This window comes from Streptomyces sp. NBC_01537, from assembly GCF_045040445.1.
In the GTDB taxonomy this organism is placed as follows: domain Bacteria; phylum Actinomycetota; class Actinomycetes; order Streptomycetales; family Streptomycetaceae; genus Actinacidiphila.
Map to the genome: position 1 here is coordinate 9,272,916 of NZ_CP109392.1, position 20,340 is coordinate 9,293,255.

21 protein-coding genes are annotated in these 20,340 nt (G+C 69.3%); 13 read left to right on the forward strand and 8 right to left on the reverse strand.

The window, feature by feature from the left end; translation table 11 throughout:
* Positions 1–311: 311 nt before the first annotated feature.
* A complete protein-coding gene (locus OG607_RS42465; RefSeq protein WP_405735288.1) occupies positions 312–1,145 on the reverse strand; it encodes a DMT family transporter in 834 nt (277 codons plus the stop codon).
* Between the two features lie 144 nt (positions 1,146–1,289).
* Here OG607_RS42465 and OG607_RS42470 point away from each other — a divergent pair, with 144 nt between their 5' ends.
* Positions 1,290–1,784 carry a MarR family winged helix-turn-helix transcriptional regulator gene (locus OG607_RS42470; RefSeq protein ID WP_405735290.1) on the forward strand — a complete coding sequence of 165 codons (495 nt, stop codon included), beginning with the start codon at positions 1,290–1,292 and terminating at the stop codon, positions 1,782–1,784.
* 41 nt (positions 1,785–1,825) lie between these two features.
* On the opposite strand, the gene OG607_RS42475 is transcribed toward OG607_RS42470, so the two are convergent.
* Entirely contained in the window at positions 1,826–2,497 is a 672-nt protein-coding gene (locus tag OG607_RS42475; protein WP_405735292.1) for a TetR/AcrR family transcriptional regulator, read from the reverse strand.
* 146 nt (positions 2,498–2,643) lie between these two features.
* Between OG607_RS42475 and OG607_RS42480 the strand changes: the two genes are divergently transcribed.
* From OG607_RS42480 to OG607_RS42505, 6 genes are read left to right on the forward strand one after another with little or no spacing between them, the layout of a single operon-like run.
* Entirely contained in the window at positions 2,644–3,921 is a 1,278-nt protein-coding gene (locus OG607_RS42480) for an acyl-CoA dehydrogenase family protein (RefSeq protein WP_405735294.1), read from the forward strand.
* On the forward strand, positions 3,918–4,940 hold the full coding sequence (locus OG607_RS42485) for a phosphotransferase family protein (protein WP_405735296.1): 1,023 nt from the start codon (positions 3,918–3,920) through the stop codon (positions 4,938–4,940). The genes OG607_RS42480 and OG607_RS42485 overlap by 4 nt, the downstream gene beginning before the upstream one ends.
* A 10-nt stretch (positions 4,941–4,950) precedes the next feature.
* Complete coding sequence (locus tag OG607_RS42490) at positions 4,951–5,892, forward strand: NADPH:quinone oxidoreductase family protein (RefSeq protein ID WP_405735298.1); 942 nt, start codon at positions 4,951–4,953, stop codon at positions 5,890–5,892.
* Positions 5,882–6,733: an acyl-CoA dehydrogenase family protein gene (locus OG607_RS42495; protein WP_405735300.1), complete on the forward strand. Its 852-nt coding sequence runs from the start codon at positions 5,882–5,884 to the stop codon at positions 6,731–6,733. Before OG607_RS42490 ends, OG607_RS42495 begins: the two co-directional genes overlap by 11 nt.
* The gene (locus OG607_RS42500; protein ID WP_405735302.1) at positions 6,730–7,884 is read left to right on the forward strand and encodes an acyl-CoA dehydrogenase family protein; all 1,155 of its coding nucleotides are present in this window, start codon (positions 6,730–6,732) and stop codon (positions 7,882–7,884) included. Before OG607_RS42495 ends, OG607_RS42500 begins: the two co-directional genes overlap by 4 nt.
* Positions 7,885–7,896: 12 nt before the next feature.
* Positions 7,897–8,697: an enoyl-CoA hydratase gene (locus tag OG607_RS42505; RefSeq protein WP_405735305.1), complete on the forward strand. Its 801-nt coding sequence runs from the start codon at positions 7,897–7,899 to the stop codon at positions 8,695–8,697.
* Between the two features lie 199 nt (positions 8,698–8,896).
* On the opposite strand, the gene OG607_RS42510 is transcribed toward OG607_RS42505, so the two are convergent.
* From OG607_RS42510 to OG607_RS42535, 6 genes are read right to left on the reverse strand one after another with little or no spacing between them, the layout of a single operon-like run.
* A complete protein-coding gene (locus tag OG607_RS42510; RefSeq protein ID WP_405735308.1) occupies positions 8,897–10,108 on the reverse strand; it encodes an amidohydrolase family protein in 1,212 nt (403 codons plus the stop codon).
* 2 nt (positions 10,109–10,110) lie between these two features.
* The gene (locus OG607_RS42515; protein WP_405735310.1) at positions 10,111–10,431 is read right to left on the reverse strand and encodes a hypothetical protein; all 321 of its coding nucleotides are present in this window, start codon (positions 10,429–10,431) and stop codon (positions 10,111–10,113) included.
* Positions 10,418–11,683: an aromatic ring-hydroxylating dioxygenase subunit alpha gene (locus OG607_RS42520; protein ID WP_405735312.1), complete on the reverse strand. Its 1,266-nt coding sequence runs from the start codon at positions 11,681–11,683 to the stop codon at positions 10,418–10,420. The genes OG607_RS42515 and OG607_RS42520 overlap by 14 nt, the downstream gene beginning before the upstream one ends.
* A gap of 43 nt (positions 11,684–11,726) precedes the next feature.
* A complete protein-coding gene (locus OG607_RS42525) occupies positions 11,727–12,266 on the reverse strand; it encodes a carboxymuconolactone decarboxylase family protein (RefSeq protein WP_405735313.1) in 540 nt (179 codons plus the stop codon).
* Complete coding sequence (locus OG607_RS42530; RefSeq protein ID WP_405735315.1) at positions 12,263–12,967, reverse strand: SDR family NAD(P)-dependent oxidoreductase; 705 nt, start codon at positions 12,965–12,967, stop codon at positions 12,263–12,265. The genes OG607_RS42525 and OG607_RS42530 overlap by 4 nt, the downstream gene beginning before the upstream one ends.
* Entirely contained in the window at positions 12,964–13,770 is an 807-nt protein-coding gene (locus OG607_RS42535) for a TauD/TfdA dioxygenase family protein (protein ID WP_405735318.1), read from the reverse strand. Before OG607_RS42535 ends, OG607_RS42530 begins: the two co-directional genes overlap by 4 nt.
* Before the next feature lie 138 nt (positions 13,771–13,908).
* Between OG607_RS42535 and OG607_RS42540 the strand changes: the two genes are divergently transcribed.
* The 6 genes from OG607_RS42540 (at position 13,909) to OG607_RS42565 (ending at position 20,332) form a co-directional block, all read left to right on the forward strand.
* Complete coding sequence (locus OG607_RS42540) at positions 13,909–14,637, forward strand: SDR family oxidoreductase (RefSeq protein WP_405735320.1); 729 nt, start codon at positions 13,909–13,911, stop codon at positions 14,635–14,637.
* Entirely contained in the window at positions 14,634–16,088 is a 1,455-nt protein-coding gene (locus OG607_RS42545; protein ID WP_405735322.1) for an aldehyde dehydrogenase family protein, read from the forward strand. Before OG607_RS42540 ends, OG607_RS42545 begins: the two co-directional genes overlap by 4 nt.
* Entirely contained in the window at positions 16,085–17,290 is a 1,206-nt protein-coding gene (locus OG607_RS42550; protein ID WP_405735325.1) for a CaiB/BaiF CoA transferase family protein, read from the forward strand. Before OG607_RS42545 ends, OG607_RS42550 begins: the two co-directional genes overlap by 4 nt.
* A 92-nt stretch (positions 17,291–17,382) precedes the next feature.
* On the forward strand, positions 17,383–18,723 hold the full coding sequence (locus tag OG607_RS42555) for an ABC transporter substrate-binding protein (RefSeq protein ID WP_405735327.1): 1,341 nt from the start codon (positions 17,383–17,385) through the stop codon (positions 18,721–18,723).
* 29 nt (positions 18,724–18,752) lie between these two features.
* Positions 18,753–18,944 (forward strand): ferredoxin, encoded by a 192-nt coding sequence (locus OG607_RS42560; protein WP_405735329.1) that lies wholly within the window; start codon positions 18,753–18,755, stop codon positions 18,942–18,944.
* 17 nt (positions 18,945–18,961) lie between these two features.
* Complete coding sequence (locus OG607_RS42565) at positions 18,962–20,332, forward strand: cytochrome P450 (protein ID WP_405735331.1); 1,371 nt, start codon at positions 18,962–18,964, stop codon at positions 20,330–20,332.
* The last annotated feature ends 8 nt before the right edge of the window (positions 20,333–20,340 follow it).

Consider the following 20,340-nt stretch of genomic DNA (forward strand, 5'->3'; position numbering starts at 1 on the left):
CGCTCGTGATCAATACACCTAGCGCGGTGACCGGGACGCGATTCGCCCGGTTTGTCCGGGTCCTGGTTCCGTCCTCAATCGCCGGACGGGCTGAAATTGAGCCCGTCCGGCGATTGAGGACAAAGCGCAGCCGGCGGGCTGCGCAACCCGGCGAGCGTTCGCGGCCGCCCTGTCCGGGCGCCTCGACGCAACCCGCCGGACGGGCCGATTCGCTCGTCCGGCGGATGTTCTCCGAGTCAAGGCCGGTGCACACCTGCAGGCCCGTGGTGGGCTGGTCGCGCAGTTCCCCGCGCCCCTGCTGGGCGCCGGCCTCACACCGTCGCGGGGATACCGCGGGCCAGCTCGACGGTCGTGGAGCGGGTCAGCAGTATGACGCCACGCGCCGCCACCAGGGCGCTGACGGCGGCGAGGGCCGCACCGGCGAGGCCGCCGCGGATCCCCTCGCCGAGCAGTGTCATCCCGATGACCGTTCCGGCGACGGGATTGGCGAGGGTGAGAACGGCGAGCGGCGCGCCCAGCCCGCCGGCGTATGCGGCCTGGGACAGCAGCAGGCCGCCCACGGCCAGGGAGATGGCGAACGCGCCGATGGTGACGGAATGCCAGGAAAGGAGGCCGCCCGTCAGAAGCACGGTCTGGAAGAGCGCGGAGGCGGCCCCGGAATGGATGCCGGAGGCGGCCGCCAGGCTCAGGGAACGGGTATTGCCGCGCCGGGTGGCCAGCGCGGCGGGGACGGAGAGGATCGCGATGACCGCGACGGCGACCGCGGCCGGGACGCCCAGGCTGTGGGTGGGCTCGCCACTGCCCGCGGTGACCGGCAGAAAGGCGGCGAGGCCGAGGAGGGTGAGAGCGGCGCCACGCCACTCCTTGCGGCTGACGGGCCGGCCGGTGGTCCGTGCGCTGATCGGCAGCGCCGCGATCAGGGTGAGCGCGCCGAGCGACTGGACCAGCGTCAGCGAGCCGAACTTCAGGGCGACCACATGGAAGACGGCGCCCGCCGCGTTGATGGCCACCGCCGCCCACCAGGCACCCCGGAGCATCATGCCGGGCAGGCTGGTGCCGGCGGGGCCGGAGGCGAGCCGGTGCTGGGCCGCGGCCGCGGCCGCGTAGGCGAGGATCGAGACAAGCGCCAGGGCCACAGCGAGCATGGCGTTCTCCTGCCGGTAGGCGACAAGGAGGACGGAGCCGGCCTCCGGGACAGTATGTTACTTGAGTTAGGCAAGTAGCTGCCACCGGATTCGACGTCCTTGGGGAATTGTTTAACTTAGGCAAGTGACCGTAGGGTAGCTTCCATGCCAACAGACCAGCCGGTGGGCGCCGGCTCCTCGGCCGCCGATGACGTCGCCGAGATCGAGCGGGCACTTACACGCATCGCGCATCTGATCACCCGGGCCCGGCGGCACGACCACGTCAAGGCCGCGACCGGTGTGCCGCTGGACCGCGCCGCCGTGATCATCCTGCGGATGCTCTCCGAGTCCGACGCGCTGCGCCCGAGTGAGCTGGCGGCGCGGCTGCAGGTGGAGGCGCCGCACGTCACCCGGCAGCTGCAGCGCCTGCAGAAGGCCGGGTACGTCAGCCGGGTCGTGGACCCGGGGGACCGTCGCGCGCAGCTGGTCCAGGTGACCCCGGCGGGCAGGCAGGCCGCTGTCCGGATCCGCGAGGTGGCGGCGGCGGCCATGCGGGACGCCCTGGCGGACTGGTCGCCGCAGGAACTCCACCAGCTGGCCGGGCAGTTCCACCGCATGGTCGACGACTTCCTCGCGTACGTCGCCGAGGAGGAGCGGTAGGAGAGCTGTAGGGGAGCGCTAGGGGTCGGTCCGGCGTCCCGTCAGGACGCCGCGGGGGGCGCCGAGATGCCGCCGAGGCAGAAGTGCCAGATCTCCCCGGCGGTGACCGGGTGGGCATGCCCGTTGGCGGGGACGCCGTGGGCCTGGGCGGCGAACAGGACGGTCTGCATGACCAGGGAGGCCTGTCGGCGGGGCTTGCCGACCGGGATCGCGCCGGCCCTGGCGGCCTCGTCGATGAGCTCCGTGAAGAGTGCGAGCAGCGGAAGGTGCGCGGTGGCCACCTGAGCGGGGTGCCTGACCAGCAGCTGCAGGGCGAAGTCGCTGAACAGCGGGCGCTGGACGCCGGGGTTGGGATGCGACTGCTCGAAGAGCATCTCGACGGCCACCTGAAGGCTCCGCAGCGGGTCGTCCTCGGCGTCGGCGGCCTCCCGGATCTCCACGGCCGAGGTGGACAACGCGTCCTCGAACAGGGCCAGCAGCAGCTCGTGCTTGCCGTCGAAGTGCTGGTAGAAGCTGCGCAGCGACTGTTTTGAACGCTCGACGACCTCTTGGACCGTGAAGTCCGTCGTCCCCTTCTCCGTGATGAGTTCCTGTGCCGAGTCCAGGAAGCGCTGCACGCGCTGCTCGGCGCGGAGCTTGGCGGCACGCGTGGATCGCTCGACGGCGCGCTGGCGCCAGGCGGGCTCGACAGGTTCTGCGGGGACGGCGGTCACAGTAGAACGATACTCCACTTCAGCGGTAAGCCAGGGCATCTCCCTACCGAACCCCCCACCGCAGGTTGCGAGACTCTTACTTACGCCAGGTGAGAATGTTATTCTCACCAACGTACCGGCAGAGCCACGAGACGAGGAATGTCCGAATGACATGGGACTTTCGCACCGAGCCGGAGTTCGAGGAGAAGCTGGAGTGGATCAGGTGGTTCCGCGCCGAGCGCGTCGAACCGCTGGACCTGCTCTATCCGGGCCGGGCCTTCCATCCGCTCGACGACGAGACCGGCCCGGTCGTGCGAGCCCTCAAACAGCAGGTGCGCGATCAGGGGCTGTGGGCCCCGCACCTCGGTCCCGAGCTGGGCGGGCGAGGGTTCGGACAGGTCAAGCTGGCGCTGATCAACGAGATCCTGGGCGCGTCGAGCTGGGCCCCCGTCATCTTCGGGACGGCCGCGCCGGACACCGGCAACGCCGAGATCATCGCCCGCTACGGCACCGAGGAGCAGAAGGAGCGCTATCTCCAGCCGCTGCTCGAAGGCGAGTGCTTCTCCTGCTTCTCCATGACCGAGCCGCACGCCGGCTCCGATCCGACGATGTTCACCACGCGCGCGGTGCGTGACGGCGACGAATGGGTCATCACCGGACGCAAGTACTTCTCCTCCAACGCGCGCACCTCACGCTTCGTCATCGTCATGGCGGTGACGAATCCCGACGTCAGCGCGTACAAGGGCATGTCCATGTTCCTGGTGCCCAGCGACACCCCGGGGATCCGGGTGGAGCGGCACGTCGGGACCCTGGGCGAGGACCCGGAAGAGGGCATGCACGCGCTGATCTCGTACGACGGGGTCCGGGTGCCGGCGGACGCTCTGCTCGGCGGGGAGGGCCAGGCGTTCGCGATCGCGCAGACCCGGCTGGGTGGCGGGCGGGTCCACCACGCGATGCGGGTCGTCGGGCAGTGCAACAAGGCGCTGGACATGATGGCCGAGCGTGCCGTCTCCCGGGAGACGCAGGGCAGCAGGCTGGGCGACAAGCAGCTGGTCCAGGCCGACCTGGCCGACTCCTACGCGCAGCTCGCGCAGTTCCGGCTGTTCGTCCTGTACACGGCCTGGCAGATCGACCAGTACAACGACTACAAGCGGGTCAAGAAGGACATCGCCGCCATCAAGTTCCTGACGCCGAAGGTGCTGCACGACATCGTGTACCGCTCGATGCACCTGCACGGCGCGCTGGGGGTCTCCAACGAGATGCCCTTCGCCGACATGTGGACCGGCGCCGCCGTCATGGCGGTCGTCGACGGACCGACCGAGGTCCACAAGATCACCGTGGCCCGCGAGGTTCTGCGCGGCCGCGAGGCGGCACCCGGGCTCTGGCCCACCCAGCACCTGCCCACTCGCCGGGAGTGGGCCCGCAAGCAGCTGGAGGACATGTGAACCCCCTGAACACCGAATCACTCGGCCGCTGGCTGGACACCCAGCACATCGCCCCCGGCGAACCCGTGGACGCGTCCTACATCTCCGGGGGCACCTCCAACGACATCTACTCGATCACCCGCGGCGACCGGCGCCTCGTCCTGCGCAAGCCGCCGGAGAAGGTGCCGCCGGGCCGCAACGAGACCATGCTGCGCGAGTACCGCGTGCTCAAGGCCCTCAACGGGACGGACGTCCCGCACCCGGAGGCCGTCGCGGTCTGCGACGACACCGACGTGCTCGGCTCGTGCTTCTACCTCATGGGATACGTCGACGGCTGGTCGCCGATGAGCTCCGACGGCTGGCCCGAGCCGTTCCGCAGTGACCTGTCCCTGCGGCCGCAGCTCGCGTACCAGCTGGTGGAGGGCATCGCCCGGCTCGGCAACGTCGACTGGCGGGCCCAGGGCCTGGAAGGACTCGGCAAGCCCGAGGGCTTCCACGACCGGCAGGTGGACCGCTGGCTGGCACACCTGGCCAAGTTCCGGTTCCGCGAGATCCCGGGGCTGGACGCGGCCGCCGCCTGGCTGCGCGAGCACCGGCCGAGCAGCTGGGAGCCGGGCATCATCCACGGCGACTACCAGTTCGCGAACGTCATGTTCCAGCACGGCACCCCGGCCAGGCTCGCCGCGCTGGTGGACTTCGAGATGTCCACCGTCGGCGACCCGCTGCTCGACCTGGGCTGGGTGCTCATGGGCTGGCCGGACGCCGACGAGGACCGCACCCAGAAGGGGTATGTCGACTACACCGGCATGCCGGACCGGGCCGATCTGCTGGAGCACTACGCCAAGGTCAGCGGCCGGGACGTCAGCGAGATGGACTACTACGTGATCCTGGCCCGCTTCAAGATGGCCGTCGTGCTGGAAGGCGGCTACGCCCGGCATGTGAAGGGCGAGGGCGGCAACCCCAAGATGGCGTACTACGGGAAGGCCGTCCTGGACATGGCCGCCCAGGCGGCCGAACTCGCCGCGACGACCCGGCTGTGAGGCGACGGCCATGAGAGCGGTCCGCTGCAACGCCATCGGCGGCCCGGTCACCGTCGAGGACATCCCCGAGCCGCAGGGCGAGGTGCCCGTCGACGTGCACTACGCGGCGGTGAACTTCGCCGACCTGCTGGTGGTCGAGGGCAACTACCAGGTCAGGGCGGAACCGCCCTTCACCCCCGGCAGTGAGTTCGCCGGGGTGGTGGCCGAGTCCGGGCACGGACTGGCCAAGGGCGACCGGGTCTTCGGCTCGGTGTTCGTCGGGGCCTGGGCCGAGCGCGTCGCCGTCCTGGCGACCAGCCTGCACCGCGTCCCCGACTCGGTCCCGACCGACCGGGCGGCGGCCTTCGGGGTCTCCCACGCCACCGCGTTCAACGCGCTGAAGCTGGTTGCCGGCGTCCGGCCGGGGGAGCGGGTGGCGGTGCTCGGCGCGGCCGGCGGGGTCGGGCTGGCGGCGGTCGAACTGGCCGCCCTGCTGGGCGCGGAGGTGATCGCGGTGGCGTCCACCGAGGACAAGCGGGCGGTCTGCGCCAAGCAGGGCGCCCAGGTGACCCTGCCGTACGAAGACCTCAAGCAGGGGCTGCGGGACGCCGGCGGAGCCGATGTGGTGATCGACCCGGTCGGCGGGCCGCATTCCGAGCAGGCGCTTCGCGCCATGCGCTGGGGCGGCCGGTTCGTCAACGTGGGCTTCGCGAGCGGCGAGATCCCGCGTATCCCGCTCAACCTGGCGATGCTCAAGGGCGTGACGATCCACGGCTTCGACTTCGGCGGCTGGGCACGGCACGACCGGGACAGGCTGGTCGCCTCCCGGACCGAGCTCCACCGCATGTTCGCCGACGGGCTCATCCACCCCCGCGTCCATGCCGTCCACCCGCTCGACGAGGTGTCGGCGGCCCTGAGCCTGGGCCGAGACGCCATTGGCAAGGTCCTTCTGGAGGTGGCCCGTGGAGTTTGAGTTCGACGAGGACCAGCAGCTGCTGCAGCGCATGGTCCGTGAGACGGTCGCCAAGTCGCGGTCGCTGCCCGAGGATCAGCTCTGGACGACGTATCTGGACCTGGGCTGGCTGGAGGCCCCTCCGGTGGAACTGGCCATCGTGCTGGAGGAGCTGGGGTACGCCGCCGATCCGACCCCCTTCCTCGCCACGGCCACCTGGTTCGCCCCGCTCGCCGGCCGGCTGCCCCGGGGCTCGGGAACCGGTGTCTTCGACGGAGCCGGGCGGTTCGTGCTCGACGCGGACCGGGCGGACGAGATCGCCCTGGTCACCCACAGCGGCGTGGTCGTCCTGGACGGCCGGCAGGTGCACGCCCGGCGGCTCGACGTCTTCGACCCGACCCTGCACCTGGCCCATGTGGACGCGCCCGATCTGGCCCCCGGCGTACCCGACCTCGCCCTGATGGGCCTGGCCATCTCCACGGTCGGCAGCTGCCGCCGCATCCTGGACCTGGTCGTCGGGCACGTGAAGCAGCGCGTCCAGTTCGGCAAGCCGATCGGTTCCTTCCAGGCCGTCAAGCACAAGGCCGCGGACATGTACGTAGCCATCGAACGGGCCAGGGCACTGGCCTACTTCTCCGCGCTGACCATCGCCGAGGACGACCCGAGACGCGGCAAGGCGGCCTCGATGGCCAAGGCCGCGGCGGGGGAGTGCCAGCGGCTGTGCTTCCAGCACGGCTTCCAGCTGTTCGGGGCCATGGGCTACACCTGGGAGAACGAGCTGCAGATCCATCTCAAGCGGGCCAAGGCCGGCGACCAGCTGCTGGGGACGGCAGCCGTACACAGAAGGGCGCTGCTGGCATGAAGCTGACCTCCGAATCCGACGCCGGGGTCGAGGAGTTCCGAGCCGAGTTCTCCGCCTTCATCGACGCCAACCTGCCCGCCGCGGCCGACGCCGTACCCGCTCCGCTGTCGACCGCGGACGTGCCGCCATGGGCGGCCCGCTGGCAGCGCGCGCTCTTCGACGCCGGCTGGCTGCTGCCCGGCAACCCCCCGGAGTACGGCGGGCGCAACGCCACGCTGCCGCAGCAGCTCGCCCACCTGGAGGAGCTGTCCCGGCGGCGGATCAACCACAGCTTCAACCCGCAGGGTCTCGGCATCATCGCGGCCTCGATCCTGACCTTCGGGACCGAGGAGCAGAAGCGCCGCTGGGCCGTTCCCATCCTGCGGACGGATCTCACGGCGGCGCTCGGGATGAGCGAGCCCGAGGCAGGGTCCGACCTGGCCGGCCTGCGGACCCGAGCGGTGCTCGACGGCGACCACTTCGTGGTCAACGGGCAGAAGGTGTGGACCTCGGGGGCGCACGACGCGGATGTGCTGCTGACCTTCGTACGCACCGATCCGGACGCGCCCAAGCACAAGGGCATCAGCGTCCTGCTCATCCCCACCGACACCGAAGGCGTGGTCAGAAAGCCGTTCGGCTCCATCGCGTCCCCGGACGACCTGGACTTCAACGAGGTGTTCTTCACCGACGTACGGGTACCGCGCGAGAACCTGGTCGGCCCGCTGCACGGCGGCTGGGGCGTGGCCCACGGCTCGCTCGGCCACGAGCGCACCCTGCTGTGGCTGCACTACGCCGAGCGGATGGAGGACCTGATCCAGGACGCGCCCAGCGACGAGGAGTGGTACGCGACGCTGCTCATGGACTTCCAGGCGCTCAAGCTGCTCGGCTACCGCCAGCTCGGGGACAAGCGGGACGAGGCGGAGCTGTCGGTGCTCAAGCTGTTCGGCTCGGAGGCCGTACAGGCGGCCGCCCTCAGCGCCCTGGAGGCGCGCGGGGCCGACGGCCTGGTCCATCCCGAACTGACCGCCCCGGCCAACCACATGGGCTGGCCGTCGTTCACCGCCAGCTGGTTCGAGCGGTACGCGCGGAGCTTCGGCGGCACGATCGCCGGCGGCACCTCCGAGATACAGCGCAACATCATCGCCGAGCGCATTCTCGGCCTCCCCAGATAAGGAATGACGCGGATGGACCAGAAGGACCAGATCCTCTACGAGGTCACCGACCGCGTGGCCGTCATCACCCTGAACCGCCCTCATGTCGCCAACGCCCAGACGATGGGGCTCCTCGACGACCTGGACGCGGCCTGGAGCCGGGCTGCGGCCGACGAGGACGTACGGGTCATCGTCCTGAAGGGCAACGGCAAGCACTTCTCGGCCGGCCACGACCTCAAGGACCGCTGGCCGGACCCGGGCACGATCACCCTGGAGTGGATCTACAGCGCCGAGACCCGCCGGTACCTGGAGTACACCCTGCGCTGGCGCAACGTCCCCAAGCCCTCCATCGCCGCCGTCCAGGGCAAGTGCATCGCCGGCGGGCTCATGCTCTGCTGGCCCTGTGACCTGATCGTGGCGGCGGAGAACGCGGAGTTCTCCGACCCCGTGGTGCACATGGGGATCGGCGGGGTGGAGTACCACGGCCACACCTGGGAGCTCGGCCCGCGCAAGGCGAAGGAGATCCTCTTCACCGGCCGTGCCGTCACCGCCGAGGAGGCGGAGAAGGCCGGGATGGTCAACCGTGTCGTGCCGCTGGAGGAACTGGACGCGTCCACCATGGAGCTGGCCCGGCAGATCTCCCGGATGCCGTCCTTCGGGCTCCGTCAGGCCAAGCGGGCCGTCAACCAGACCCTCGACGTGCAGGGCTTCTACGCGGCCGTCCAGTCGGTGTTCGACATCCACGAGACCGGGCACGGGAACGCGCTGAGCGTGGGCGGTTACCCGATCCTGACGCAGCTTGAGGACATGAAGGACAAGATCCGGAATCAGTGAGCCGGTGGTGCGGCGCCGTGCCCGGCCTCGGGCAGCGGTGGGCTGGTCGCGCAGTTCCCCGCGCCCCTTCGGGGGCACGGGGAACTGCCGGACACGTGACAGGGGCGCGGCACCGGATCTCGGATCCGGTGCCGCGCCCCTGTCATCACTCCGCCACGCCCGCCGTGCGACGCGGGGGGACAGCCATCCCCCTTGTCGCTCAGCTGGGGCCGCCGCGGAAGACCTTTCCCCCCTTCATGACGAACATGACGTCGGCCATGACGGAGATGTCCTCCAGCGGGTTCCCGGGTACCGCGATCAGATCGGCGAGCAACCCCTCGGCAATGCGGCCCCGGTTGTCGACGCCGATCAGCTCGGCGGCGTTGACGGTGGCCGCCTGGAGCACTTCGAGCGGCGTCATGCCGCGCTCCACGAGGGCGATGAGCTCCTGGGCGCCCCGGCCGTGGGGGATCGCCGGCGCGTCGGTGCCGACGGCGATCTTGACGCCGGCCTTGACGGCCTTGGCGACCACGGTGCGGGCCTGGGGGAAGATCTCGGCGGCCTTGGCCTGCAGCTCGGGGGCGGCCCTGGACAGGTCCATGCCGTCGATCAGGGCGGTGGTCGGGACGAGGAAGGTGCCGCGCTCCACCATCAGTTCGATGGTCTCGTCGTCGAGCAGGAAGCCGTGCTCGATGCAGTCGATACCGGCTTCCACGGCGCCCCGCACGGCGTCGGCCCCGTGGGTGTGGGCCGCCACCTTGAGGCCGCGCCGGTGCGCCTCGTCCACGATGGCGCGCAGCTCCTCGTCGGAGTAGTGCTGCGCGCCCGCGGTGCCGGTGTGCGACATGACGCCGCCGGACGCGCAGACCTTGATCAACTGCGCGCCGTGCTTGATCTGGTACCGGACGGCCTTGCGCACCTCGTCGACCCCGTTGGCGATGCCCTCCTCCAGGGAGAGAGGCATGATCCCGGGTGCGAACGCGGCGAACATCGTGGGGTCCAGATGCCCGCCGGTCGGGGTGATGGCGTGGCCCGCCGGGATGATGCGCGGGCCGTCGATCCAGCCGGCGTCGATGGCCTTGGCCAGGGCGACGTCGAGCAGGTAGCCGCCGGTCTTGACGAACAGGCCGAGGTTTCTGACGGTGGTGAAGCCCGAGCGGAGCGTGCGGCGGGCGTTGCCTACGGCGCGGAGCATCCGCAGCGGCGGATCGTCCTGTACCGGGGAGAGCACAGCGGTCTCTCCCCGGCCCCCCATCAGGAGGTTGACCTCCATGTCCATGAGGCCGGGCAGCAGGGTGACGTCGCCCAGGTCGAGCACCTCACCCTCGCCCGCGCCGCTTGTGATGCGGTCCCCGTCGACGGTGACCAGGCCCGGCTCCTCGATCGCCCCTGTCTCGACGTGCAGGACGCGGGCGGCCTTGAGCGTGATCATGTTCAGACCTTCGGTTCCACGAGGAGATCGAGGTAGGCGGCGCCGCTGTCCGGTACCCGGGCCTGCTTCCAGACCTCGACCGGGAAGGACACCATGACGAGGGAGTACATCAGGAGCAGCAGGTTGTGCTCGGCCTCGGGCAGATCGGCGAGCGGGAACGTGTCGAGGTGGGCGCCGGCCCGCTCCAGCAGCGGGAACGCCGCGTTGTAGAGGGCCTGCATCTCCTCCATCGAGCTGGCCAGCCGCTTGGCGTACCGCTCGGGCTCGGATCCCAGGATCCAGTCGTCGAACGCTTCGAGCTCCTTGAACTCACTTGGCAGCATCGGTGTGCTCCTTGACGTAGTCGGCGACGACCTTGTGCAGGTGGCGCAGCAGGATCTCCTGGTCGTTGAGCGGGAAGTCGGTGACGACCCGGCCCTTGAGCATCGACTGGGTGGCTTCGAGGGTGTTGGCGTCCTGGAGGGCGTACTCCTTGAACGTCACCGCCGCCAGCTCCTGGGCCAGCCGCTCGCTCGCCTTCTTCGCGGGCACGAAGTACAGGTTGGCCTCGAAGGTGTGCTTGTCCACGGCGGTCGGCCAGTAGTGGTACGTGAGGTACCAGCCGGGCGCCCAGACCAGCAGGCTGAAGTTGGGGAAGATCTCGAACTCGTCGGTGCCCCATGCCTTGTGCCGCGAGGGGTTGAGGCCGGGCGGCAGCGGGTCGAGGCCCTCGATGGCCGGGCGGTCCCAGGGGCCGAACAGGCCGCTGCGCAGGACGCGTTCGATCGGCTTGACCATCATGGGGTCCTTGGGCGGCGCCATCCCGCCCCAGGAGGAGATCATCGAGTGCGGGCTGTGCAGCTCGTAGTGCAGCGCCTCGAAGCCGACGGCGAGCAGCTTCTCGGCCTCCTCCTTGGTGGCCTGCTTCTGGTGCAGCACGGGCGCGTGGTAGAACTCCGCGAACGCGTCGATGAACAGCTTCCAGTTGCTGCCGACCTCGGCCTTGTAGCTGAAGACCTCGGTCATCTCGTGGAACGGGTAGCCCTCCACGCCCTTGGCCATCTCGCCGAGGTACTCCGTGAGCGGCTGGGCGTCCTGGTCCAGGTTGATGAAGATGAACCCTTCCCAGACTTCGCAGCGCACCGACGCCAGGCCGTAGTCGCCTTTGTCGATGCCGAAGAACTCGCCCTCCTGCTGGATGTAGGTGAGCTTGCCCTCCAGGTCGTAGCGCCAGGCGTGGTACTTGCAGGTGAACTGGCGGCAGGTGCCCTTGACCTCCTCCTGGGGGAAGTCGTTCCAGACCAGCTTGTTGCCCCGGTGCCGGCAGACGTTGTGGAAGGCGCGGATCTCCTTGTCCCTGCCCCGCACCAGGATCAGCGAGGTGTCCGCGACCGGGAGCTCCTTGGTGAAGTAGCTGCCGGCCTTCGGCAGCGACTCCACCCGGCCCACGTTCAGCCAGGTCTTCTTGAAGATGGCCTCGCGCTCGGCCTCGTAGTAGGCGGGATCGACGGAGTCCTCGTAGTTGACCGGCCCCGTACCCAGCTCGGGATGCTGCTCGGTCCAGCTCCCTGCAGCCGGCTTGGCGAAGTGCGGCATGGTTTCACCCCTCTCTCGGTTCTCTGGAATGAGAATAGCATTCTCATTCGGCGAAATTGAAGTTCTCGCCAGAGAGGCCTGGATCGAGTCCGGGATCGAGCTCCACCTCGAAGCTGTTGAGCGCCATGGCCAGCAGGCCGTACGCGCCGACCGTGAACACCAGGTCCATGAGCTGGCGGTCGTCCAGGTCCTCGGCGAGCGTGGCGTAGGTCTTGTCGGACAGGCGGGAGTCGGTCTCCAGTTCCTCCACAGCGCGGTTGATCAGAGTGTCGGATCCGGCGCGGACCTCGGCGATCTCCGCGTCGGTGACGCCGGCCCGCCGGGCGATCAGGACGTGCTGCGCCCACTCGTACCGGCAGTGCCGCCGCCAGGCGACCCGCAGGATCGCGAGCTCGCGGGTGCGCTTCGGCAGCGTGGAGGAGCCCAGCAGGTGCTTGTTGAAGGTCAGGAAGGACCTGGCCAGGTCCGGGTGCTTGGCGAGCAGTGCCAGCACGTTGGACGGCGGCAGCTTTCGGCCGGGCGCCAGGACCGACAGGGCGTCGGTGTCCCACTCGGCGTACGGGACCGGATCGATGCGGTTCACGTGTTCCGCCCCCCGTTGACGCCCAGGATCTGGCCGGTGATGTACCCGGCCTCCTCCGAGATCAGGAACGCGCAGGCCGCGGCGATGTCCTCCGGGCGGCCGACGCGGCGCACCGGTGTGCGCAGGATGTGGTCCTCGACCGTCCCGCCGATCAGCTCGCGGGTCTCCGCCTTGCGCAGCATCGGGGTGTCGATGAAGCCCGGCGGCACCGCGTTGACGGTGATGCCGGACGGGCCCAGTTCCAGGGCCAGCGACTTGGTCAGTCCGTTGACCGCCGACTTGGACGCCACGTAGTGCGACATGAACGGCTGGCCCGACTGCGCGCTGGAGGAGGAGATGTTGACGATCCGCCCCCAGCCGGCTTCGAACATGTCGGGGAGCGAGGACTGGATGCAGTGGAAGACGCCGTGCAGATTGACGTTGATCAACCGCTGCCAGGCCTCGAAGCTGAGGTCCTGGAAGCGCTTGAAGCCGTCCATCCCGGCCGCGTTGACCAGGATGGTGACCGGCCCCAGGCTCTCCCTGACGGCGGCCAGCGCCGCGTCCACCTGGGCCCGGTCGGTGACGTCGGCCGCGTACGCGAACTTCTCGTCGGACGGGCTGAGGTCGAGGGTGGCGACCTGGTATCCGTCGGTTTTCAGACGTTCCGCGACGGCCCGGCCGATGCCGGAACCGCCGCCCGTTACGACCGCTGTCTTCACGCGAAGGCCTCGTCCCCGAAGATGGTGGTCCGGTGCAGGGTCCGCTCCGAGGAGGGGTCGTACCGCAGCGCCCGGTGCAGCATGCCGGTGTTGTCCCACATCACCAGGTCGCCGACCTGCCACTCGTGGCTGTAGCGGAAGCGCTCCTGTGTGGACCAGGCCAGCAGCTCGTCGAGCAGGGCCCGGCTCTCGGCGGGCTCCAGTCCGACGATGTGGTCCGCTGTCGCGCCGATCACCAGGGAGCGGCGGCCGTCGCGCCGCTGCCAGACCAGTGGGTTCTCGTGGCTGGGCGCCCTGCGCCAGAGGGCGACCTGCTCCTCGGTGGGATCGGGGTTCACCAGCCGCTGCGCCGCTTCAAGGCTGTGCACGACGCGCAGGCCCTCGTACCGCTTGCGGTCCTGCTCCGGCAGGTTCTCGTACGCCGCGTAGGTGCTGGAGAACTCGGTTCCGCCGCCCACCATGGCCACATGCCGTGCGGTCAGCGTGGTGGTCTTGATCGGCACCTTGTCCGTCGTGCCGTCGAGGTGCCAGTGGAAGGTGCCCTTGAGGTACTCGGCCGCCGGGTTCTTCGACGGGTCGAGCGAGACCTTGAAGATCTCGCTGCCGCCCAGTGTGACGACCTCGCCCAGCTTGCGGCTGAAGGCCAGCTGGGCCTCGTCGTCGAGGTGCAGCCCGCGGACGAGCAGCACGCCCCGCCACTTCAGCGCCTCCGCGCACCGGCTGATGGTTGTGTCCTCGAGCAGGTCCTCGACACCGGTGACCTCTACGCCCAGGTGCGGACTCAGGGCCTTCGTCTCGATCATGAAAGTCTCCCTTCCGGATACGAGAATCCTATTCTCGCTGTCCTGTAGTTCGGTAGACCCATGACGTTCTCACTACCGGATGGTTGATTTGCGTAAGGTGAGAATGTAGTTTCCACCACATCCGAGCAAGGAGGCAGGATGCGGTTCCAGGACAAGGTTGCGATCGTCACCGGCGCTGGACAGGGGATCGGCGAGGGCTATGCCCGTGCCCTGGCCGCTGAGGGCGCCAAGGTCGTCGTGGCCGAACTCAACGAGGAACAGGGCGAGCGGGTCGCCAAGGAACTCGGCGCGCTGTTCGTGAAAGTGGACGTGGCCGACCCGGCGTCGGCCGACGCCCTGGCCGCCGCCGTGATGGCGGAGTACGGCCGCATCGACTACCTGGTCAACAACGCCGCCATCTTCCACAGCATGCGGCGCGACGGGCTCACCACCGTCCCCCTGGACTACCTCAACCGGTTCCTGCAGGTGAACCTGCTGGGCGCACTGCATGTCACCCGGGCGGTCCTCCCGCACCTGACCGAGGGCGCGGCGATCGTCAACCAGTCCTCCACCGCCGCCTGGATGGGGGCCGGGTACTACGGGCTGGCCAAGGCCGGGATCAACAGCCTGACCGCCTCGCTCGCCGCGGAACTGGGCGGCCGGGGCATCCGGGTCAACGGCATCGCCCCGGGCCCCATCGACACCGACGCCACCCGGAGCATCGTGCCGGAGGAGTACCGGTCCTCGATGGTCCAGGGCCTGGCCCTCAAGCGGATGGGCACGCCCGAGGACATGGCGAACACCGTGCTGTTCCTGCTCTCGGACGCCGCCAGCTGGCTGACCGGCCAGGTCGTGAGCGTGGACGGCGGACAGGTCGTGCGGCTGTGAAGCGCCTGCTCATCGACGGAGAACTCGTCGGAACCGACAAGACCTTCGCCTCCCTCAACCCCGCCACCGGCGAGGTGCTCGACCACGCACCCGACGCCACGACGGCCCAGGCCGAGGCCGCCGTCGCCGCCGCCCGCCGCGCCTTCGACACAACGAGCTGGTCCACCGACGTACAGCTGCGCATCCGGTGTCTCGACCAGCTGCACCAGGCCCTCACCGACCACCTGGAGGAGCTGCGCGAGCTGACCATCGCCGAGGTCGGCGCGCCCCGCATGCTCACCTACGGCCCCCAGCTCGAGGATCCCGTCAAGCTGGTCCGCTTCTACGCCGACCTGCTGCGCAAGTACCCCATGTCCGAGGAGCTCGGCGAGATCGAGATCCGGGGCCAGCGCCACCGCCGGTGGGTGGAGAAGGAGCCCGTCGGGGTCGTCGCGGGGATCACCGCGTACAACTACCCGAACCAGCTGGCCCTGGCCAAGCTCGCGCCCTCGCTCGCGGCCGGCTGCACGGTGGTCCTCAAGGGTGCGCCGGACACCCCGCTGACCACGCTGTTCCTCGGCGAGCTGATAGCCGAGCACACCGACATCCCGCCGGGTGTGGTCAATGTCCTGACCTCCACCAGCGTCGAGGTCGGCGAGGTCCTCACCAGCAGCCCCGATGTCGACATGGTCAGCTTCACCGGCTCCACCGCCACCGGCCGCCGGATCATGGAGGTGGCGAGCCGCACGATCAAGAAGCTCTTCCTGGAGCTCGGCGGCAAGTCCGCCATGGTCATCCTCGACGACGCGGACTTCGCGACCGCCTCCATGTTCGCCGCCTTCACCATCTGCTCCCACGCCGGGCAGGGCTGCGCGCTCACCTCCCGGCTTCTGGTGCCCAGGGAGCACCACGACGAGATCGTGGCGATGGTCGCGGCCGGCCTCGGCCGCGTCACCCTGGGCGATCCCACCGACCCCAAGACCTTCGCGGGCCCGCTCATCAGCGAGCGCCAGCGCGACAAGGTCGACGGTATGGTCCAGCGGGCCGTCGAGGCGGGCGCGACCCTGGTCACCGGGGGCGAGAAGGTCGAACCCGGCTTCTTCTACAAGCCGACGCTGCTCGCCAACGTCGACCCGGACAGCGAGATCGCCCAGGACGAGGTCTTCGGGCCGGTGCTGGCGGTCATTCCCTTCGACGATGACGACGACGCCGTCCGCATCGCCAACAACTCGATCTTCGGGCTGTCCGGCGGGGTGCAGAGCGGCGACGAGGAACGGGCCATCGCGCTGGCACGCCGTATCCGCACCGGCACGCTCACCATCAACGGCGGCAACTACTTCGCCGCCGACGTCCCGTTCGGCGGCTACAAGCAGTCGGGCATCGGCCGGGAGAGCGGCGTACCCGGCCTGGAGGAGTTCCTGGAGACCAAGTCCTTCGCGACGGTGCTCCCGGCTTCGAAAGAGGCGTCATGAGGCCGCTGGAGGGCATCCGCGTCCTCGAAGTCGCCATGTACGGCTTCGTCCCGTCGGCGGGCGCCGTGCTCGCCGACTGGGGCGCGGATGTGATCAAGGTCGAGCACGCGGTGACCGGCGACCCGCAGCGCGGGCTGCGGCAGACCGGCACCTTCAAGATCGAGGGCGACCCGAACCCCAACGTCGAGCACTCCAACCGGGGCAAGCGCAGCCTGGGCCTGGACATGGCCAAGCCGGAGGGCAAGGAGGTGCTGCACGACCTGATCCGCAAGGCTGACGTGTTCCTGACCAGCTTCCTGCCCGCCGGCCGGCGCAAGCTGGGCTTCGACGTGGACGACGTCCGCGCGGTCAACCCGGAGATCATCTACGCGAGGGGCAGCGCCTTCGGCCCGCGCGGCCCCGAGTCCGAGAAAGGCGGCTACGACTTCACCGCCTTCTGGGCCCGGGCCGGCATCGCCGCCAGCGTCACCCCGCCGAACTCGGAGGGCATGATCGGCCCGCCCGTGCCGGCGTTCGGTGACACCATCTCCGGCACCAACCTCGCCGGAGGCATCGCGGCGGCCCTGCTCAAGCGCGAGCGCACCGGCGAGCCGTCGGTCGTGGACGTCTCCCTGCTCGGCAGCGGCGTGTGGGCGATGGGTCACGGGATCGCCCTGTCCCTGCGGCTCGACAAGCCCTTCATCGCGGCCGCGCAGGGCGGCCACGCCTCGCCGACCAATCCGCTGTCCGGCACCTACGCCACCGCCGACGGGTCCCACCTCACCCTGACGATGCTTCAGCCGGCCAAGTTCTGGGCCGACTTCTGCCACCACATCGACCGGCCCGAACTGGCCGACGACCCGCGCTTCGCCACTGCCCAACTGATCGCCGAGAACACCGAACAGGCCGTCAAGATCGTGCGGGAGGTGATCGCCTCCCGCACCCTCGCCCAGTGGAGCCAGCGCTTCGCGAGCCTGTCCGGGCCATGGGCCCCGGTCCAGGACTCCCGCCAGGTCGCCGACGACGCGCAGGTCCGGGCGAACGAGTACGTGGTCCGGGCCGGCGAGCTCGAACTGGCCACCAACCCTGTGCAGTTCGACGTAAGCGCTCCACAACTCGGGCCGGCCCCCGAGTTCGCCGCCCAGACCGAGGAGATCCTCCTCGAACTGGGCCTGGACTGGGACCGCATCATCGCTCTCAAGGCGGCGGGCGCAGTCACCTGATCACCGCACGGATCACCGCACCGATCACCGCACTTCGGGGACCAATCCTTTAGGAGAACCCGTTGAGACGCTCAAGACGTTTGCTCATCGCCGTGACTGCCCTGGCCCTGGCCGGATGCAGCGGCCGCGCCGCCACCACCGCGGACAGTAGTCCGTCCGCCTCCGCTTCCTCGGCCTCCCAGGCCGACTTCGGCACCCTGAAGAACGTCTGCGGGGCCGGCACCGCCAAGACCGTGACCGGCACCGGAGTCACCGCCGGTGAGATCAAGGTCGGTGTCTTCACCGACCTCGGATTCACCAAGAACCCGGAGTTCGTCAACGCGGCCAAGGTGTTCACCTCCTGGTGCAACGACGCGGGCGGCATCAACGGCCGCAAGCTCGTCCCCGTCACCCACGACAGCAAGCTCTTCCAGGTGGCCCAGCGGATGCTGGAGGCCTGCAAGACGGACTTCGCACTCGTCGGGGGCGGCTCCGCCCTGGACAGCCTGGGCACCAAGGCCAGGCTGAACTGCCTGCTCCCGGACTTCCCCGCCCAGGTCGTCCAGATACCGAACGTCGGATCCGACCTCCAGGCGTATCCGCTGGGCCCCGCACTCGGCTACGCGGCCTACGGGGGCTACTACACCTGGCTGACCAAGGAGAAGTACCCGTCGTCGGCGAGCAGCGTCGGCATCATCTCCGGGGACTCGCCGGCCATCACGGCCACCGTCGCGCAGGGCAAGGAACTACTGGCCGGGCTGGGTGCCAAGATCTCCTACGACGATCTGTACCCGGCTGCGGGCGTGTCCGACTGGACACCCTACGCTCAGAAGATCAAGAGCAAGAAGGTCAAGGGCCTGATCTTCAACGGCTCCTTCAGCGAACTGGCCAAGCTGGAGCAGGTGCTGACCAGCATCGGCTACAAGCCCGACTGGATCGACGCCAACAGCAACGCCTACGGCCCCGCCTTCCTGCAGCTGGCCGCCGGCTCGCTCGCGTCGCAGAACAACTACGCGGCCCTGCCCGGTGTCTATCCGGTGGAAGAGGCGGCGGACAACCCGGCGACCAAGCAGGTCGTGGACCTGTACGCCAAGTACGCGCCCGACGCCCAGGTCACCCTGCCGGCGGTGCAGGCGTTCTCCGCCTGGCTGCTGTTCGCCGAATCCGCCCGGAGCTGCACCGAGCTGACCCGCAAGTGCGTGCTCGAAAGCGCGGCGAAGCAGACCGCGTGGACGGCCGGCGGACTGCAGGCCCCGGCGGACCTCTCCTCGAACACCTCGCCCCGCAAGTGCTTCAACGTCGTCACGGCGACGGCGAAGGGCTGGACCGTGGCCGACTTCAAGCCGGACGACGGCGCCTACCGCTGCAACCTCACCCCCTACAAGTTCAAGGCTTCCTACGGCAAGCCGCTCACCCTGGCCGATGTCGGCAAGGCGATCGCGGATCTGAAGTAGCCGCTCGTACGCGGCGGGAAGGACACATCGTGAAGGTGCAGGTCGACTCCGAGCGCTGCCAGGGCCACACGCTCTGCGCCATGCGGGCTCCGGCGACATTCGAGCTCAGCGAGGTCGACGGTCACTCGTCGGTCATCAACGAAGACGTTCCGGCGGATCAGGAGGACGACGTCACCGAGGCCGCCATGTCCTGTCCGGAACGAGCGATCTCCATCTCCTGACCCGTGGAGGCAACGGCATGACCACCGACGAAGTCGTCAACGACGACGATCGCAAAAAGGACCGGATCCGCTTCGACCGCCATACTCCCGAGTACCGCCACCAGTTCGAGGCGGTCACCCAGGAGCTGCAGTCCAAGTGCCCCATCGCCTGGTCGGACACCTATGACGGCCACTGGGTCGCCAGTGGTCAGCGCGAGGTCTTCGAGATCGCCCGGTCCGCCGAGTTCCTGTCGAACGACCACGATGTGAAGGGCGAGCGGCGCGGCTACGAGGGCATCAGCATCCCCGCGCCGCCCCGGGCGAAGTCCTCCAGGGGCGGCTTCCTGGAGATGGACCCGCCCGAACAGCGCTACTACCGGCAGACGCTCAACCCGTACCTGTCCCCGGCCGCCGTCAGCCGCTGGATTCCGCTGATCGACGAGGTGGTCCGCGCCTCCATCGACGAGAAGATCGAGGAGGGGCGGATCGACTTCGTCGACGATCTCGCCAACATCGTGCCGGCCGTCCTCACGATGGGCATGATGGGCCTCCAGCTCAAGAAGTGGGTCGTCTACAACGAACCGGCGCACGCCTCGGTCTACACGCCGCCGAACTCGCCCGACCAGGCGCGTGTCACCGAGCTTCAGAAGAACATGGGACGGGACCTGTTCGCCACGATCGCGGAGATCCGGGCGAACCCCCGGCCCGGTCTGGTGGACGCCCTCGTACGGGCCGACATCAACGGGAAGACCCCGCCCGACGACGAGCTCCTGGGCGTACTGGCCCTGCTCATCGGCGGCGGCTTCGACACCACCACGGCGCTCACCGCGCACGCCCTGGAGTGGCTCTCGGAGAACCCGGGGGACCGGGACCGTCTCAGCCGGGAGCGGGACACGCTGCTGGACTCCGCGACCGAGGAGTTCCTGCGGTACTTCACCCCCGCGCCCGGCGACGGACGCACGATCTCCCAGGACTGCGAGATCGTCGGCACCCAGTTCAAGGAGGGCGAACGTCTGTGGCTGTCCTGGGCGATGGCCAACCGGGACCCGTCGGTCTTCCCCGAGCCCAACACCGTCGACATGGAACGCAAGGGCAACCGGCACACCAGCTTCGGGCTGGGCATCCACCGCTGCATCGGCTCCAACGTCGCGCGCACGGTGTTCAAGCGGATGGTCGTCCAGGTGCTCGACCGGATGCCGGACTACCGCTGCGACCCCGAGGGCGCCGAGCACTACGAGACGATCGGCGTCATCCAGGGCATGCGTCACCTTCCGGCGACCTTCACCCCGGGCCGCCGGCTCGGGCCCGGGCTCGACGAGACCCTGGAGACCCTCCAGAAGGTCTGTGACGAACAGCGGCTCGCCGAGCCCGTCACGGTCCGGAAGGACAAGGCGAAGATCGATCACTGATCGCGGAG

What these genes read in the sequence shown, in the direction of transcription:
- OG607_RS42515 (WP_405735310.1), bottom strand. Translation starts at nt 10,431, where the DNA reads ATGCTGCCAAGTGAGTTCAAGGAGCTCGAAGCGTTCGACGACTGGATC.
- OG607_RS42550 (WP_405735325.1), top strand. Translation starts at nt 16,085, where the DNA reads ATGAGGCCGCTGGAGGGCATCCGCGTCCTCGAAGTCGCCATGTACGGC.
- OG607_RS42465 (WP_405735288.1), bottom strand. Translation starts at nt 1,145, where the DNA reads ATGCTCGCTGTGGCCCTGGCGCTTGTCTCGATCCTCGCCTACGCGGCC.
- OG607_RS42490 (WP_405735298.1), top strand. Translation starts at nt 4,951, where the DNA reads ATGAGAGCGGTCCGCTGCAACGCCATCGGCGGCCCGGTCACCGTCGAG.
- OG607_RS42470 (WP_405735290.1), top strand. Translation starts at nt 1,290, where the DNA reads ATGCCAACAGACCAGCCGGTGGGCGCCGGCTCCTCGGCCGCCGATGAC.
- OG607_RS42540 (WP_405735320.1), top strand. Translation starts at nt 13,909, where the DNA reads ATGCGGTTCCAGGACAAGGTTGCGATCGTCACCGGCGCTGGACAGGGG.
- OG607_RS42565 (WP_405735331.1), top strand. Translation starts at nt 18,962, where the DNA reads ATGACCACCGACGAAGTCGTCAACGACGACGATCGCAAAAAGGACCGG.
- OG607_RS42480 (WP_405735294.1), top strand. Translation starts at nt 2,644, where the DNA reads ATGACATGGGACTTTCGCACCGAGCCGGAGTTCGAGGAGAAGCTGGAG.
- OG607_RS42500 (WP_405735302.1), top strand. Translation starts at nt 6,730, where the DNA reads ATGAAGCTGACCTCCGAATCCGACGCCGGGGTCGAGGAGTTCCGAGCC.
- OG607_RS42505 (WP_405735305.1), top strand. Translation starts at nt 7,897, where the DNA reads ATGGACCAGAAGGACCAGATCCTCTACGAGGTCACCGACCGCGTGGCC.
- OG607_RS42510 (WP_405735308.1), bottom strand. Translation starts at nt 10,108, where the DNA reads ATGATCACGCTCAAGGCCGCCCGCGTCCTGCACGTCGAGACAGGGGCG.
- OG607_RS42535 (WP_405735318.1), bottom strand. Translation starts at nt 13,770, where the DNA reads ATGATCGAGACGAAGGCCCTGAGTCCGCACCTGGGCGTAGAGGTCACC.
- OG607_RS42520 (WP_405735312.1), bottom strand. Translation starts at nt 11,683, where the DNA reads ATGCCGCACTTCGCCAAGCCGGCTGCAGGGAGCTGGACCGAGCAGCAT.